Annotated in this window: 7 protein-coding genes; 5 read left to right on the top strand and 2 right to left on the bottom strand. The window is 60.9% G+C overall.

Annotated elements, in window-relative coordinates:
- Positions 1 to 279 precede the first annotated feature (279 nt).
- Positions 280 to 1,947 carry an acyltransferase gene (locus tag BV106_RS33695; RefSeq protein WP_038172367.1) on the bottom strand — a complete coding sequence of 556 codons (1,668 nt, stop codon included), beginning with the start codon at positions 1,945 to 1,947 and terminating at the stop codon, positions 280 to 282.
- Between the two features lie 796 nt (positions 1,948 to 2,743).
- Here BV106_RS33695 and BV106_RS33690 point away from each other — a divergent pair.
- The 4 genes from BV106_RS33690 (at position 2,744) to BV106_RS33675 (ending at position 9,925) form a co-directional block, all read left to right on the top strand.
- A complete protein-coding gene (locus tag BV106_RS33690) occupies positions 2,744 to 3,316 on the top strand; it encodes a sigma-70 family RNA polymerase sigma factor (RefSeq protein ID WP_038172366.1) in 573 nt (190 codons plus the stop codon).
- On the top strand, positions 3,313 to 4,995 hold the full coding sequence (locus BV106_RS33685; RefSeq protein WP_038172365.1) for a FecR domain-containing protein: 1,683 nt from the start codon (positions 3,313 to 3,315) through the stop codon (positions 4,993 to 4,995). Before BV106_RS33690 ends, BV106_RS33685 begins: the two co-directional genes overlap by 4 nt.
- Positions 4,996 to 5,098: 103 nt before the next feature.
- Positions 5,099 to 8,935 (top strand): hypothetical protein, encoded by a 3,837-nt coding sequence (locus tag BV106_RS33680; protein WP_265596353.1) that lies wholly within the window; start codon positions 5,099 to 5,101, stop codon positions 8,933 to 8,935.
- Between the two features lie 117 nt (positions 8,936 to 9,052).
- Positions 9,053 to 9,925: an SGNH/GDSL hydrolase family protein gene (locus tag BV106_RS33675; RefSeq protein WP_265596352.1), complete on the top strand. Its 873-nt coding sequence runs from the start codon at positions 9,053 to 9,055 to the stop codon at positions 9,923 to 9,925.
- Positions 9,926 to 10,708: 783 nt separating this feature from the next.
- On the opposite strand, the gene BV106_RS33670 is transcribed toward BV106_RS33675, so the two are convergent.
- Positions 10,709 to 11,596 (bottom strand): LysR substrate-binding domain-containing protein, encoded by an 888-nt coding sequence (locus BV106_RS33670; protein ID WP_038172400.1) that lies wholly within the window; start codon positions 11,594 to 11,596, stop codon positions 10,709 to 10,711.
- Positions 11,597 to 11,700: 104 nt separating this feature from the next.
- Between BV106_RS33670 and BV106_RS33665 the strand changes: the two genes are divergently transcribed.
- Positions 11,701 to 14,961: an efflux RND transporter permease subunit gene (locus BV106_RS33665; protein WP_038172360.1), complete on the top strand. Its 3,261-nt coding sequence runs from the start codon at positions 11,701 to 11,703 to the stop codon at positions 14,959 to 14,961.
- Positions 14,962 to 14,975: the final 14 nt, after the last annotated feature.

Here is a 14,975-nt window from a genome sequence, read left to right as displayed (position 1 = left end):
GAGAGGTTGAGGGCTGAAGGCCCGGGGTCATTCAGGGATGCTCGTCGTGGGCAGGCTTGATGAGGCCGGGCCTTTCAGCCCTCAAGGGTTGTTTGGTCATCTATTCCTTGGGCGTTGACCAAGGCTGGTATCACGCCGGACCTTCGGCCCTCATGAGCCTGCACAATCAGCCGACCGCGAAGTGGATGCGCCGCAGCGTCTCTCGTTCGCGCTCGGGGCATATTCCTTTTCCCTGATGGCATTGGCCTTTAGCCAGATCTCCCAGGATCGGGTTGGGGGCTACTGTGTTTGCTCTTTGGCTGGACGGTGCCCAAGGAGTAATGTCGCCGGCTTCACCAGCCACGCACCGATTTCGTTGGCGAAGCCGATGCTGGGCTGATCAACAGCCTTCGTCAGCCAGTGGGAGGCACCAAGGGATGCCAACGTGGATGTGATAGTCGCTGCCACGATGGCAGTGCCTGGGGAAGTGCCAGCAGTCATCAGCGCGGCTCCGACATACAAGCCGATCGACTGCTGAAGGACAACGTGAGAGACATACAGTCCGAATGATCGCTCTCCCACCCAAAGCAGCGGTTTCCAAGAGAGTACTTTGACCATGGTCGGCGAATACAAGGCCGCCGCTACCATGCCGAACGAAGCTGCGGTTTGGAGGAGATGTTCTAAATGGCGGGGGATCCCAATCCAGGCGCTCAACCCGCCTGTTCCTGCGGCAGCCATCATGAGAAACAGGAAGATGATGCCTCCTGATATCCATCGGCGCCCAAACAAGCTTATCATGACGGTCTCTTTTTGCTGAATGAGACTGGCAAGGACCATGCCGCCAAAGAAATCCGCTGCGAAGTACAGGGTGTCATGAAAGGCACATGCAACGGCCAGCACCGCCCACAAAACGGTCTCCCATCTCTGCTTGGGGAACAGCGCCAGTACGCCAAACAGCACGAGGGAGCCCAGCAGCTCCAGGCGGATGGTCCAGAGAGGGGCATTGTAAGTCGAGGCAAGAGAGATGGCGTCTTTGACGACGTGGGCCAGGGGCTTGTGGACCAATTCTGTATCCGCGTAAGTGCTTGCTGAAATTCCCTGGGCTTGTCGGTAGGTGGACAGCAGTGTTCCATCCGTGAGACTCACAACCATGAATCCTGCCAAGCTGGAAACAATGCATAGCGGGGCAAGTCTGAAGTATCGCTTGGCCGCTGCCGCCAGTAAATTTTTGCGAGTGCGTCTTGCGAATAGGGAGAGGGTGAGCACCGTTCCGCTTAGAAACCAAAACACATGGACCATGAACAGGCCATTGGTGAGGATCGAAAACGGGGACGCTGTCGAGAACAGCTTCTCCACAAAGTGTAGATTCGCACTTGCCGGATTATCGCTCGGGGGTGGGAGGAAGATTTGCGCGTGGCAACACATGACCACCACGGCCGCCACCCCACGGAGTGAATCCAACGTTCCCAGTCGGACTGGGCCGACCCGAGGCTGTCTGGACGAGCGGACGTCATCCAGCGAGTTTACTAGCAGGATCATTGCGGCGATCAGAGCCAACACAGCGGAGGTTTTGGCGATGCGGCGGTATCTGCTGGCCCGGTCAGACACGATCTCGAAGCGGGTGGATGACTTCGTGACTTCCGTATAGGCGGGTGTGTTGACGTACAGGCTGTTCTCCTTCACGCACCAGCTCGCATTGCTTTGGAGCGGCAACTGATTGACGCTTTGACATTCAAGCAGCGGGATGTCATTTGCCAGGACCAGGAGAGGCTGCCTGGACTCGGCGGCGCGCGCGAGACGTGGGCTCTTTAAGAAGTAAACTGTGGGCGTCTTGCTGGCTCGAAAACGATCAGCTCCGACGTTCAACACTGAAACTGGCTTTGCGCACAGCGCATAGAGGGCACATGCCGTCATCAGGATGAGGCTCCCTGTCAATACGGCCTGTAGTACGCTGCGAGTGGAAGTCATGCTGCTCAGTGTCAATTCGCCGGCGGTGAGCCATGACGGAGAGGGTGCGAACGCAATGTCGCCACTTAACCTTTCACTGGCGCAAGGAGCAAGCGCACCTTTCTCCAAAGAATGTCGAATTCTGGAACTGATATTGATTCCTGATTACTGGACTGCGCTTTTCCGCGCCTTGTGACTACGACAAGAGGCATTGACTCAATGCCGTCCCTTGCTTAGGGGGCGATTGGCGGAAACGTGACTGCTTCGTGATCACTGAATATGTGCACCCATTCAGATGCCGATGGTATGCGGATGACCAGATCATCGGTATGCGGTCAACTCGAAGTCGCCGGAGGGGGGCTGTGAATCCCTGCATCCCATCGCTCGAAGCAATTTCCGCCAGGGCACGCGGGTGCCGAGTCTGGGGAAGATGGGGCGATTCCGACGTCCCGCCGCAGACCGTTCTGTCAGGACTCGCCAACGAACTTTGACGGCCACCCCAAACGCGCGCAGTCAGCTCGTTCTCCTCTCAAGAAATCACCCCGGCAGCTCTGCCCTCCCCGCCCTTCGGCTTCCAGGTCGCGATCACCGAAAAAAGATCGAATTTCCCGGCCAACCTCCGGCGCTGGCGACAACTCTGGTTGTGGCATACACGCTCCGCGACCTTCTCCGCACACACTCCGGATCCGCTTTTACGGGGCGGAAGGCCTGTGTCTCTACCTGCCGGCTTCAGCCCATTGAGGACAGCCCTGAAAAAAGTCCACAGAACCCGGGTCGCTGCGGAGTTATCTGAAGAAAGGTCGAATCGGATCGGATCATGTCCAGCACCCCTCCCATTTTCGAATCCAAAGATTCTGAGCTGGCGGCAGCGGATGAGCGCTTCGTCAGCCTGCTCGTGGCCAATCAGCCCCGGGTTTATCGCTTTCTGGTGACCTTGGTGCCTCAGAGGCAGGATGTGGAGGACCTCTTCCAGCAGACCTGCCTCACGCTCTGGCAGAGTCGGGCCAAGTTTGATGCCAGCGCCGGGGAGTTCGCCAGCTGGGCTTGTGGCATCGCTCACAACCACGTTCGCAATTTCCGCAGAAGGGAGTCCACGCGGCGCACCCTTTTGAGTGAAGAGGTGGCAGAGTTGCTGGTGGCCACCCGCGAGCAGCATGCGTCGTTTCTAGACGACTGCCATCGTGCGTTGCACCGGTGCATGGCCGGACTTACCACCCACCAGAGGTCCGTGCTGGAGGACTGCTACGGGAGCGAGGGCGGCGGGGGCATCAAGCTGGCGGCGGAGTCCTCCGGCCGGAGCGCCAATGCCCTGTACAAGGTGGTGCGACACATCAGAGGGATTCTGCATGAGTGTATTCAGCGAACCGTCCTGGAAGGAGGTGCCCGATGACCAAGCACGAGGTGGATCGCCTGAAGGTGCTGTGTGAGCACTACGTCGCGGGGTGCCTGACCAATTCGACGCTGGAAGAGCTCGAGCAGTGGCTGGCCCGGGATGAAACGGCGCGGCTCGTTTTCCTCACCTACCTGGAGGTGCATGCCGGTCTGGGCTGGGAGGCCCGGAGCCTCGGATGGGGGAGGGGGACTATGCCGGGAGACCTTGCGCATGTGGCGGCGGCCACTGCCCCGACCGGCGCCCAGTCTGCTGATTGCCGAGCCCGAGTGCCAGCGCTATCGAGCCGGACTCCTCTGTGGTGGGTGGGGTCATTGGCCACGGTGCTGGTGGTCTTGATCGGAATCTGGTTCACCATGAGGTGGCCGGTGTTCACAGGTGAATCCATCGCCAAGGTCCGGGATGTGCGTCACGCCAGCGGATACGGCGGGCGGGAGCTGCTGGTGGGCACCGAGCTGTCCCGGGGCCTTCTGGATTTGCAGAGTGGCCTGTTGGAGATCGAAACCAATTCCCGGGTCACCCTCATCCTGGAGGGCCCGGCCCAGATGCAGCTGCATGATGCCCTGCATGCCACGCTGCTCCGGGGAAATCTAGTGGTGCGCATGGCTAAAGGGGAATCCGGGTTCGTGGTCAATACGCCGCAGATGAAGGTCACGGACCTGGGAACGGAGTTTGGCGTGAGCGCCACCCCTGAAGGCGTGTCCCGTGTGCAGGTGTATGAGGGCAAGGTGCGCGCGGAGGCTGCTGATGCTGCCGGACTTGAATTGGTGGCCGGGCAAATGCTAAGCCGGCAGGCCGGAGGGGCATTGACTCCTGGAACTTTCAAAGAAGATCGTTTCATCCGCCAGTTCCCGCCCCGGCGTCCGGATGAGGACGAAGGGGGCGTGCTCTACAATCGCAGCCATCTGGAAAGGGTGCGCGTGGCCGCCCTACCTTCTGGAAAGGCGGTTGTGATCGACGGCCGGTTGGACGAGTGGGACCGCTCCGTGGCTTTTCGCAGCGCCTGCGAGCCGCCGTTTGCCAGCACCTATCATGTGGAGGGCATGATGATGTATGATGCCGCCAACCTCTATCTCGCCGCCCAGGTGGGTGACCCTGAGCCAATGAGGAATGCCGGAGCCCGGGAGGGCATGGAGTTCGCTGGCGGCAGCGTCATCGTGCGACTGGCCGCGGACCGGGAGCTGGGGGGGCCGCTGAAGGGCTCCGCGGAGGATGTGGCAATGTCCCGCCGCAAAGGGACGGCTCCGCTGCCAGACTCGGTGAGTGACCGTGTGGCGAACCTCATCCTGTGGCACGATGCCCGCAGCGGGCAGGCCCGCTTGAAGCTTGCGTACGGCTTTGATTCCCATGGCACCGTGATTCCTGAACCGGGCGCAGGCTGGTCCGGCCGTTTTGTGAAAGATGACGATGGCCGGGGCTACACCGTGGAGTTTGCCATTCCGTGGCGCTTTCTGCACGCTGGGCAAGACCCGCCGCGTGCTGGTGATGTGCTGGGGGCTCTCTGGATGGTGCACTGGAGTGATGCAGACGGCATCCTCTGTCGTGGTCAGATGGTGGACATCACGCGCCCGGGATTTGATCGCGAGCGCGAGCATCTGCGGAAGATTCCGCCGGGCTCCTACTTCCAGTTTGGCCCTGCCTGGGGCCGGGCGGAGTTCCTGCCTGCCACCGGCCGGTGAGGTCGGGTGGCGTCATGATTATTTCAAAGATCCGGATTTCCTCAACCTCAGCTTTTACATGCGTTTATCTCATTTTGTTGCCATTGCATGGATTGCCCTGGGAATGTCATCGCCCTGCGCAGAGGCTGCGGGTGAGGGCGTTCCTATCAGCTTTGAACTGCCCAAGACGCCGGGGAAGACCTACATGGTCACCCTGGCCACGGTGGAGGAGTCCCGCCCAGACTGGGTGGTGAGCACCTTCGTGGCTGGCGAGCCCTTCACGGTCACAGCGGAGAACAAGGGGCGGTTCACGGTGCGATGGGATGGCTTGGATGAGAACTTCATGCCCGTGCCTCCCGGCTCTTACGGCCTGAAGGGCATCTACTCTGAAGCGCGCGTCTGGCCGGTGGACGGGGAGATGCATGCCATCACGCCGCGTTTCGCTGGTGGGGCCTCCCCCTGGCTGCCGTCGCCAGATCGCTGGGAGCTTCCCGTTCCCTTTGGCGGGGATCCGGTGAATGCCCCGCTTCAGGATGTGGCGGTGGGGCCCAATGGCGTCGCCGTATTCTACTACCAGTATCTCGAGAACGGGACCAACTGCCCCATGTTCGACTTAAACAAGCCCATCGGCTACGAGCAGTTCGTCCGGGCCTTTGCCTCCGGTGGCGCAGGAGGTGGTCCTGTGGCGGCTACCGATGGAGAGATGGTATGGGCCTTCAGCACCGATGGTGGGCCTCGCTTTGTCTATCGCGCGGACCAGAAATCCTTCGGCCAGAGCCCGGGGGCGAACCGTCGTAACGGGTATCTGCCGGAAGGCTGGGTCACTGGCATGGCGGTCACTCGCGACACGCCGGGATCGCAGCCGATCGTGTATGTGGCCCAGCGGGGCAAGATCGTCGCCGAGCCCGTGGTCGGAGGAGGCTCGTATTCGCACCGGCATGTCGAAAGCAAGACGGAGTCTGTGGATCAACTCACGGTGCATGACGGCCTGGATGGGCGCATCCTCCAGACGCTGAAACTGGAGCGTCCGCATGCCCTCATTCTGCAGGGCGGGGCTCTCTACGCGCTTCAAGCGCGGGAGGGCGGGTTCGTGGTAAGCGCTCTGACCCTCAAGGAAGGCCTGCCCGCAGGCGAATGGCGGAAGGTGTTCGACGTGCCGCCATTGATCGTCCCTGCAGACCTGGAGCGCGATGCCGCTGGACGCTTCTACCTCAGCGATGCCTCGGCCAACAAGGTGTACCAGTGTGATGATCACGGGAAAGTACTGCGAACCTTTGGCCGCGCGGCGCGCCAGGAGCCGGGCAAATATAACCGGGAGACCTTCATGGCTCCTGGGAAGCTCGCCACCTGGCGGGACAAAGATGGGCTGGATCGTCTGCTGGTGGTGGATCAGGAAGGGCCCAACCGGGTCAGCGAGTGGAATGCCAATGACGGGACCTTGATCCGGGACTTCCTCTCCCACCAGACCAAGTGCAACAATGGTTATGCCATCGATCCCGCGGATTCCTCCGCCGTGTATCTCCCAGGCCATGGCGGCTGGTTGACCCGGTTCAAAATTCATCCTCAAACCCGCGAGTGGCGGGTGGATGCCGTCTGGCCGGATGTCGAGGCGGGGCAGCGCAAGGGGCTGGACAAGCCGGTGGCCGTGCGTGTGCAGGACCGCTTCTATCTCGCCAGTGAACAGAACCTCACCATCTACCGTCTGGATGGCAACCAGTGGAAGCGCTCCGCAGGCCTGATCCAGCAGGACAAAAAATACTCCTTCTGGAATGATGCCAACAACAACGGTGCCGCGGATGCCGAGGAACTGCGCCCTGCTGAGGTGCCCAAGGGCGTGCTCACCTACCACGGTCAGCGGTGGCTGGCAGACTTGAGCTATGTGGCCCCGGCCATGGGCGGACAGGAGGTGTGGCGGCTGGCTCCTGAGTCGTTTGATGCCCATGGCAACCCGGTCTTCCAGAACTGGCAGAAGGTGCTGACGGATCCCGTCTTTGCGGCACGCACAGCCGCCACGGCCAATGCGCTGCACGGTGGCAACGAGCTCTCGGACAACTTCTCCAGTGACTGGATGCAGGTGGATGGTTCGATGAAAGATGGCTTCTACGTCCAGGCTCGCGGCGGACGCAACTTTGACGCCAATCGCGGCCCCCAGCACAAGGTCTCCCGCTATGTGCCGGATGGGAAAGGGGGCTTTGCCCTGAAATGGCGGGTGGGGCGCAGCGTGCTGGGCGGTGCACCGCGCCGGGGTGAGCTGACCGGCGGCATGCGTCTCTTCAAGCCTGTCAACGGATTGCTGACCGTGGTGGACCAGAGCCGCAGCGGTCTCTTCCTGTACACGGAGGACGGCCTGTATGTGGACACCCTGTTTCCTCCGGGCGAGCGCAAGGGCACTGGCGTCTATCAGCAGCCAGGGGAGTTCTTTGCGGGCAGTGTTTTCCCGGATCCCGCCAGCGGGCGCATCTTCTACGGTTCAGGGAAGTACACTCCTCTGTTGTATGAAATGCAGGGGTGGACCCTTTCGGAGAATCCGGTACGACGCCTGACCTCGCTGCCGAAGGATGTCAGCATCCGCTCCAGTGAGGTGGCATCGCCACCGGAGATGGCCCTGAGCCTTCGCGGTGGGGCAGGGAAGGCGCGCGTGGCCCGCTTTTCGCCCGCCTTGGGCGGGGCCGTCCTGGATGGCTCGCTCACAGGTTGGGAAGGAGCTGCTGCGGTGACCTATGGTCCTGGCAAGGAGCGGTTCGTGGAAGCACGCGGTCTGTATGATCCGGAGCATCTCTATCTGCGCTGGCATGTCCGGCTGGGGGAGAAGTTCCAGCCCAAGCCCACCCCGCCACTGGAGCGGCTGTTCACGCACGACCAGGCCTCGGAGACCGTCGGCTTTTATTTCCAGGGGGATCTCAATGCTCCGGCCAAAGGGGCTGGGGCGGGCCGGTCCGGTGATGTTCGCCTGGTATTCGGCCTCTTTCAGAATCAGGGCAGGCTGGAGCCTGCGGTGGTGGGGTTGTATCCGAAGTGGCCGAGTGCCAAAGGGAAACGGCAGGTCTATCGCACGCCCGTGGGGGAGGCCGCGTTCGAGCACGTGGGCGACGTTGCAGGAGTCAAGCTAGGCCACGCCCTTGATGAGGATGGCAAAGGATTCGTCATTGTTGCCTCGATCCATCGTGCTGCCTTCCCGGCGCTGAAAGCTGGATTCGACGGAGCCTTCCGCACCCAGGTTAACTTTGACGCCAATCTGGGAGGGCATCAGAAGTTCTGGTGGGCCAACACGGACGGTTCCGCCAGTGCCGAGACCTATGATGAGCCCAGTGAGGCCAGATTTTACCCCGGCTCCTGGGCACCTTTGACCTTTGAAGGACTGGACCGTGGGGTGGTGGTGCAGCACTGGCATTTGCTCGGGCCATTCGGCGGCCCTGGGGCGGAGAAGTTCACCCGTGATCCGCAGAACAAGCCGGAGGTGCAGAAGTTCTATGAAGCCGCGACGTTCCCGCCGGATGATGGCAACGTCGATCTGAAGGCCAGCTACGAGGGGCCTCAGATCAAAGGCTACTGGCCCGAGCAGAAGCGTCTGCAGTGGAAGCCGGCCAAGGTGGCGGACCTCGATACTCGCATCATCTGTGGGGAAGGCTCTCAGGTGAACTACGGCACCACCTGGGTGCATGTGCCGGAGGACAAGCAGGTGACTTTTGAGTTTCAAGGGCATCGCATGACCCACATTCGCTGGTCCCTGAACGGCGAGGGGTTGGATGTGCCCCTCAAGGAGTATCAGGAAGGCGGGGCCAAGCAGCTCATGACCGCCTCCCGGCCGGTGCAGTTGAAGAAGGGCTGGAACCACGTGTTCTTCCGCAGTTTTAACGTCGGTTATGTACCCTATCGCGTGGGACTCGTAGTGAAAGGCGCGACGAAGGACCTCTGGGATTTGCGGTTTGCTGATCAGCCGCCGGACGCTTCCGGCCAGTGAAGGGCAAGTCCGGGCCGGGACGATCACTAATTTTGATCGAAACGGCGCGTTAATATCAAGCTGGCTCCCAGGCTGGCTTTGCTGCTCAATCAATTCTCACGTCTCTACCTCCTCATCATGAAGTTGAAATACTCGTTCCCTCAAATTGCCCTGGCGGTTGCCGCTCTGGCCTTCTCTGTCACTGCGCTGTCGGCTGCCGATGCGCCACTGGTCAAGACCGGCACCAAGGTCGCGTTCCTCGGTGACTCCATCACGCAGGGTGGAGCCAGCCACCCTGGCGGATATGTGCGTCTGGTGGAAAGCGGGCTCAAGGCCGCAGGCATCAACATCGTGGCCATCCCTGCAGGCATCAGCGGGCACAAGTCCAACGATATGCTGGCCCGTCTGGACAAGGACGTGATTAGCAAGAAGCCGGACGTCATGACGCTGAGCTGCGGTGTGAATGACGTGTGGCACGGGCCCCGCGGTGTGGAACTGGATGCGTACAAGAAGAACATCACGGAGATCGTGGATCGCGCTCAGAAGGCTGGTATCCAGGTGGTCATCCTCACCTCCACACTCATCGGCCCCAAGCTGGATGATGCCAACAACACCAAGGCCAAGGCTTACAACGAGTTCCTTCGTGATCTGGCCAAGGAGCGCAAGCTGCCGGTTGCAGACCTCAACGCTGACATGATCGAAGCGCAGTCCAAGGAGGCTCCTGGCGGTGGCAAGGTGAACGTCACCACCGATGGCGTGCACATGAATCACCTTGGCAATCTCATGATGGCCAAGGGAGTGCTGAAGAGCTTGGGCATCAGCAGCGCCGATCTTGCCAAAGCAGAAGCAAGCTGGCAGACCATTCCTGATGCCGTGACCGTGACCGCGAAGGCCAAGCTGAGCCTGAAGCAGATGGAAGCTCTGGAGGCCTATGCGGCCAAGCAGAAGAAGTCCGTGGACGCGGTGATCGCTGAGTTACTGCAAGGTGCCGTGGCCGGGGCGGTGAAATAGTTTGACGCGTTGCGCGCGCTTTCTGGCACCCCTTCAGGGTGCAATGAAATATCAAAGATACCAGGGGCAGGGCTCGTCAAGCTCGCCCGGCCCCTGGCTACCCTCTGAGATGCCTTCGGCATGGCGGAGATGACGGCTAGAGTGGGAGCGGGGGATGAGCTTCGCCACGAGGTCGCACGTGAAGTTGGAGGCTGATACTCTGTAACTTGTGCGACAGATGACCACCACCTGGATGCGAAGCCTCTTCAGGAGTGCGGCGGCTTTCACATTCTCCTATGATTGCTGTCGCGATTGTCTCCTCATGCCGAAGGCATGCCAGAGGGTAGCCAGGGGTTGAGCGTAGCGACACCCCTGGAAAGCTGCACAAAAATTTGCACCCTGAAGGGGTGCCAGAATCGCTAGAGTGGGAGAGGGGGAATGGGCATTGGCCGCGGGCCGCACATGAAGCTGGAGGCTGATACTCTGTATCTTGTGCGACAGATGACCACCACCTGGATGCGAAGCCTCTTCAGGAGTGCGGCGATAATCGCCGCTTTCGAGAGTCCTGTGTGGGGCAGGTGGTTGGGGGTGGTAGCGAAGGGGAAGGAACGGTGACGCTGCAGGAAAGCGAAGGGTAACAGGAAATCACAAGGGGTGCCAAAGCGGCGGTTCCCGCACGCACTCCAAAATCCCGCTTCGCGGGATCAGGTGTTGGATGCGCTGGGTGATCTGGGAGCGCCGGTGCCTTTGATCTTGAGTTTCATTCCTCCGTCACTCCATCTCCCCACCCTGTCCCCCGCCCCCTCACGACTCCGTTGAAAGTTCTTTGAAACAACCTCGGAAGTTCGCCAGGATGGGTGACTCATCCTGCTTCCGCCAAACGAGCACGGTCTCCACTTTGGGCAGACCCTTGGGCAGCGGGCGGAAGATCAGGCCCGGGCGTTTGACCTGGGCCAGGGTCGCCGTGGTGGGGGCGATGCCGAATCCTGCAGAGATGAGCCACATCTTGGTCTGGATGTCGTGAGCGTATTGCACGGCTCGTGGCGTGGCGCCCACCTTGGCGCACTCGGCAAGGAACGAGTCATAGTACCCGTGCTGCACCCGAGGGTCCATCATCACGAGCCCTTCGCCGTCAAAGTCGGCCCAGGTCAGCTTCTCTTTGCGGGACAAGCGATGGCCAGCAGGCATGGCCAGGATCTGGCTGGATTCCTCAACATGCATCGAGTCCAGTTCCGCAAAACCCACCGGTGGTCGCAGCAGACCCGCATCCAGTTCCCCCGCGCGCAGACGATGAATCTGCTCTGTGCTGGTGAGGTCATAGAGGGACAGCTGTACGCCTGGGAACTTCTGATGGAAACAACGAAGTATCTTGGCCAGCCAGGCGTTGGCGGTAGGCGCGATAATGCCCACGCGTAGCGTGCCGACCAAGCCTTGATCGGCATGGCGAGCCCGTTTCTCTGCCTGATTGGCAGCGGAAAGAACCGTGCGAGCTTCTTCAAGAAAGACGCGTCCTGCATGCGTGAGATTGACGGAGCGCGTGTTTCGGATGAAGAGTTGCACGTTAAGTTCCTCCTCCAGAGACTTGATCTGCGAACTCAACGCAGGCTGTGCCACATGAAGAATCTCCGCCGCCCGGTGGAAGTTCAAAGTGTCCGCCACCGCGGTGAAGTAACGAAGATGTCGCAGTTCCATGGCCATTGATACGTGCGGCCTATCAGTGCGGGACCAAGCTTGTATTGGGAAAATGCGCGCAAATCGGTTATCTGCCCGCCCAATAATTATCGAAAGGTAACCCCATGTGGATTGTCCGCCTCGCGCTTCGGCGCCCTTACACCTTTGTCGTGCTGGCATTGGTGCTCCTCTTGTCCACTCCGGTGATCCTTGTGCGGACGCCTACGGACATCTTCCCGTCCATCAACATCCCGGTGATCTCCATCATCTGGCAGTATGCGGGACTGAGCCCTCAGGAGGTGGAGCAGCGCATTCTCTACATTCACGAGCGATCGCTGAGCGCGACGGTGAATGACATCGAGCACATTGAGTCAAACTCCTATAACGGGGTAGGGATTATCAAGGTGTTCCTCCGTCCAGGTGCTTCCGTGGATGCCGGGGTGGCCCAGCTTACGGCTGTGGCGCAGACGATCTTAAAGCAGATGCCGCCGGGGCAGACGCCACCGCTGGTGATCCGGTACAACGCCTCCACGGTGCCGATCCTGCAGTATGCGTTTACCAGCAACAAGATGTCCGAGCAGGAGATCTATGATACGGCGCAGAACCAGGTCCGCGTGGGACTGGCCAGTGTACAGGGGGCGCAGATCCCGTGGCCCTATGGGGGCAAGACGCGCGTGGTGTCCGTGGACCTGGACCTTACGGCTCTGAAGTCCAAGAACCTCACGGCCCGTGACGTGGTGAACGCCATGGACGCGCAGAATCTCATTCTGCCCGCCGGTACTGCCAAGATCAAAGAGACGGAATACAACGTGGGCGTGAACAGCAGTCCGCGTGTCTTGGATGAGCTGAACAACCTGCCCGTGAAAACGGTCAACGGCGCGACAATCTACGTGCGAGATGTCGCCCAGGTGCGGGACGGTTATCAACCGCAACAGAACGTGGTGCGCAAAGACGGCGTGCGCGGTGTGTTGCTCACCATCATGAAGAGCGGCATGGCCTCGACCCTGCAGGTGGTGGATAGCGTGAAGGGCGAGCTGCCCCGCCTCATGTCTGGCCTGCCTGCAGACCTGAAGGTGGAAGAGTTTGCGGACCAGTCGCTGTTCGTGCGCGCGGCGGTGAATGGCGTGGTGCATGAGGGCATCATTGCGGCCGCCCTCACTGCCTTGATGATTCTTCTGTTCCTGGGCTCATGGCGCAGCACCGTGATCATTGCGGTGTCCATCCCGCTGTCTGTGCTGGCTTCGATCGCCATTCTCAGTGCCATGGGGGAGACCATCAACCTCATGACGCTGGGAGGTCTTGCCCTGGCGGTGGGCATCCTGGTGGATGACGCCACGGTGGAGATCGAGAACGTGCACCGACACATGAGCATGGGGAAATCCTTCGTGCAGGCCATTCTGGACGGGTCCAAGGAAATTGCCCTGCCGGCCTTCGTGTCCACCATCTGTATTTGTATCGTGTTCGTGCCCATGTTCTTCCTCACCGGGGTGGCGCGGTATCTCTTCGTGCCTCTGGCTGAGGCGGTGGTCTTCGCCATGCTGGCCAGCTACTTCATCTCCCGTACCCTGGTGCCCACCTTGATCGCATGGTTCTACAAGAACGTGCCGCATCACGGTCCGGAAGACGGCAGCCATGGTCACGCACCCGCCACCGGTGGCAAAAAGCCCTTCCTGCTGGTGCGTCCCTTTGTGGCATTTCAGCGCGGGTTCGAGCGGGCTTTCTCCAGTTTCCATGCCGGATACCAGCGCCTGCTGGGGGCAGTACTGGAGAAGCGTGTGGTGTTTGTGATGCTCTTCCTCGCCCTGGCCGCAGGCTCGCTGACCCTGGTGCCGCAACTCGGGCAGGACTTCTTCCCGCAGGTGGATGCCGGCCAGATCAAGCTGCACCTGCGCGCCCGAAGTGGTACGCGAATCGAGGAAACCGCCCGTCTGGTGGATGCGGTGGAGCAGACGATCCGGAAGGAGATCCCTTCCCATGAGATTGCTGGCGTCCTGGACAACATCGGCATTCCCAACTCCGGCATCAGCCTTTCGTACTCCAACAACGGCCTTTATGGCACGGGGGATGCGGACGTTCTCGTGTCCCTCAACCCCGGGCACCAGCCCACGGAGGAGCATGTGCGCCGCCTGCGCCTGCGTTTGAATAAGGAGTTTCCTGGAACGACTTTCTACTTCTTGCCAGCAGACATCGTGAGCCAGACGCTGAACTTCGGTCTGCCAGCCCCGTTTGACGTGCAGATCTACGGCCGGAACCAGACGGCGAATCGCGAGATCGCAGCCCGTCTGGCGGAGAAGATTCGCGCCATTCCCGGTGCGGTGGATGTGCGTGTGCAGCAGGCGGCTGACCAGCCGCAGTTCACCGTGGATGTGGATCGCGACAAGGCCGCGGAGATCGGCCTGACGGAGCGCGATGTGGCCAACTCAGTGCTGCTCAGCTTGAGCGGCAGCGGTCAGGTGCAGCCCCTTTACTGGCTGAACCCCACGAACGGAATCCAGTACCTCATCAATGCCAGAACGCCGGAGCGTGAGATGGACTCCCTGGCCAATCTGGAAGCCATTCCTGTAAGCCGCAGCCAGGCAGGTGAGGGGGACGGGCAGCTCCTGTCCAACCTCGCCACCCTGAAGCGCGGTCAAGGCCCGGGTGTGATCTCGCACTACAACGTGCAGCCAGTGATCGACATCTTCGGTGGCGTGAGCGGTCGTGACCTGGGCGGCGTGGTGGCGGATGTGCAGAAGCTGGTGGACAGCATGCAACATGAGCTTCCCAAGGGGAGCTACATCATGATGCGCGGCCAGGCCGAGACGATGCGCAGCAGTTTCCACGGGCTGGGCATGGGCATGATCATGGCCATTGCGCTCATCTACATGCTGCTGGTGGTGAACTTCCAGAGCTGGGTGGACCCCTTCATCATCATCACCGCCCTGGTGGGCGCCATAGCAGGGGTGGTGTGGGGTCTTTTCCTCACACAGACCACGCTGAACGTGCCCGCCCTCATGGGGGCCATCATGAGTCTGGGGGTGGCTACGGCCAACTCCGTGCTCATTGTGAGCTTCGCCCGTGACAACGTGTTGCAGGGCAATTCGCCGCTCCAGGCTGCCTTCAATGCTGGCAGCACCCGTATCCGTGCCGTGCTCATGACGGCCCTGGCCATGGTCATCGGCATGGTGCCTATGAGCTTGGGCATCGGAGAGGGCGGTGAGCAAAACGCCCCGCTCGCCCGTGCGGTGATCGGCGGTCTGACGCTGGCCACCCTGGCCACGCTGTTCTTCGTGCCAGCGGTGTTTTCCCTCCTGCATCGCCCGAAGGTGGCGGTGCTGGATCCGCTCCTGATGGATGAGGACGATGTGGCCCTTCCCGCGGCGGCCATGAAAACCGCGGCTTCCTGATCCCTTTCAATCGT

This window comes from Verrucomicrobium sp. BvORR106 (genome assembly GCF_000739655.1).
GTDB lineage: Bacteria > Verrucomicrobiota > Verrucomicrobiia > Verrucomicrobiales > Verrucomicrobiaceae > Verrucomicrobium.
Note: the sequence above shows the minus strand (reverse complement) of the source record. Positions and strands in the feature narration are given on the sequence as shown.

Excerpts from the sequence above, each read along its gene's own strand:
- BV106_RS33670 (WP_038172400.1), bottom strand. The coding sequence starts at position 11,596 with ATGGAACTGCGACATCTTCGTTACTTCACCGCGGTGGCGGACACTTTG.
- BV106_RS33675 (WP_265596352.1), top strand. The coding sequence starts at position 9,053 with ATGAAGTTGAAATACTCGTTCCCTCAAATTGCCCTGGCGGTTGCCGCT.
- BV106_RS33690 (WP_038172366.1), top strand. The coding sequence starts at position 2,744 with ATGTCCAGCACCCCTCCCATTTTCGAATCCAAAGATTCTGAGCTGGCG.
- BV106_RS33685 (WP_038172365.1), top strand. The coding sequence starts at position 3,313 with ATGACCAAGCACGAGGTGGATCGCCTGAAGGTGCTGTGTGAGCACTAC.
- BV106_RS33665 (WP_038172360.1), top strand. The coding sequence starts at position 11,701 with ATGTGGATTGTCCGCCTCGCGCTTCGGCGCCCTTACACCTTTGTCGTG.
- BV106_RS33695 (WP_038172367.1), bottom strand. The coding sequence starts at position 1,947 with ATGACTTCCACTCGCAGCGTACTACAGGCCGTATTGACAGGGAGCCTC.
- BV106_RS33680 (WP_265596353.1), top strand. The coding sequence starts at position 5,099 with ATGTCATCGCCCTGCGCAGAGGCTGCGGGTGAGGGCGTTCCTATCAGC.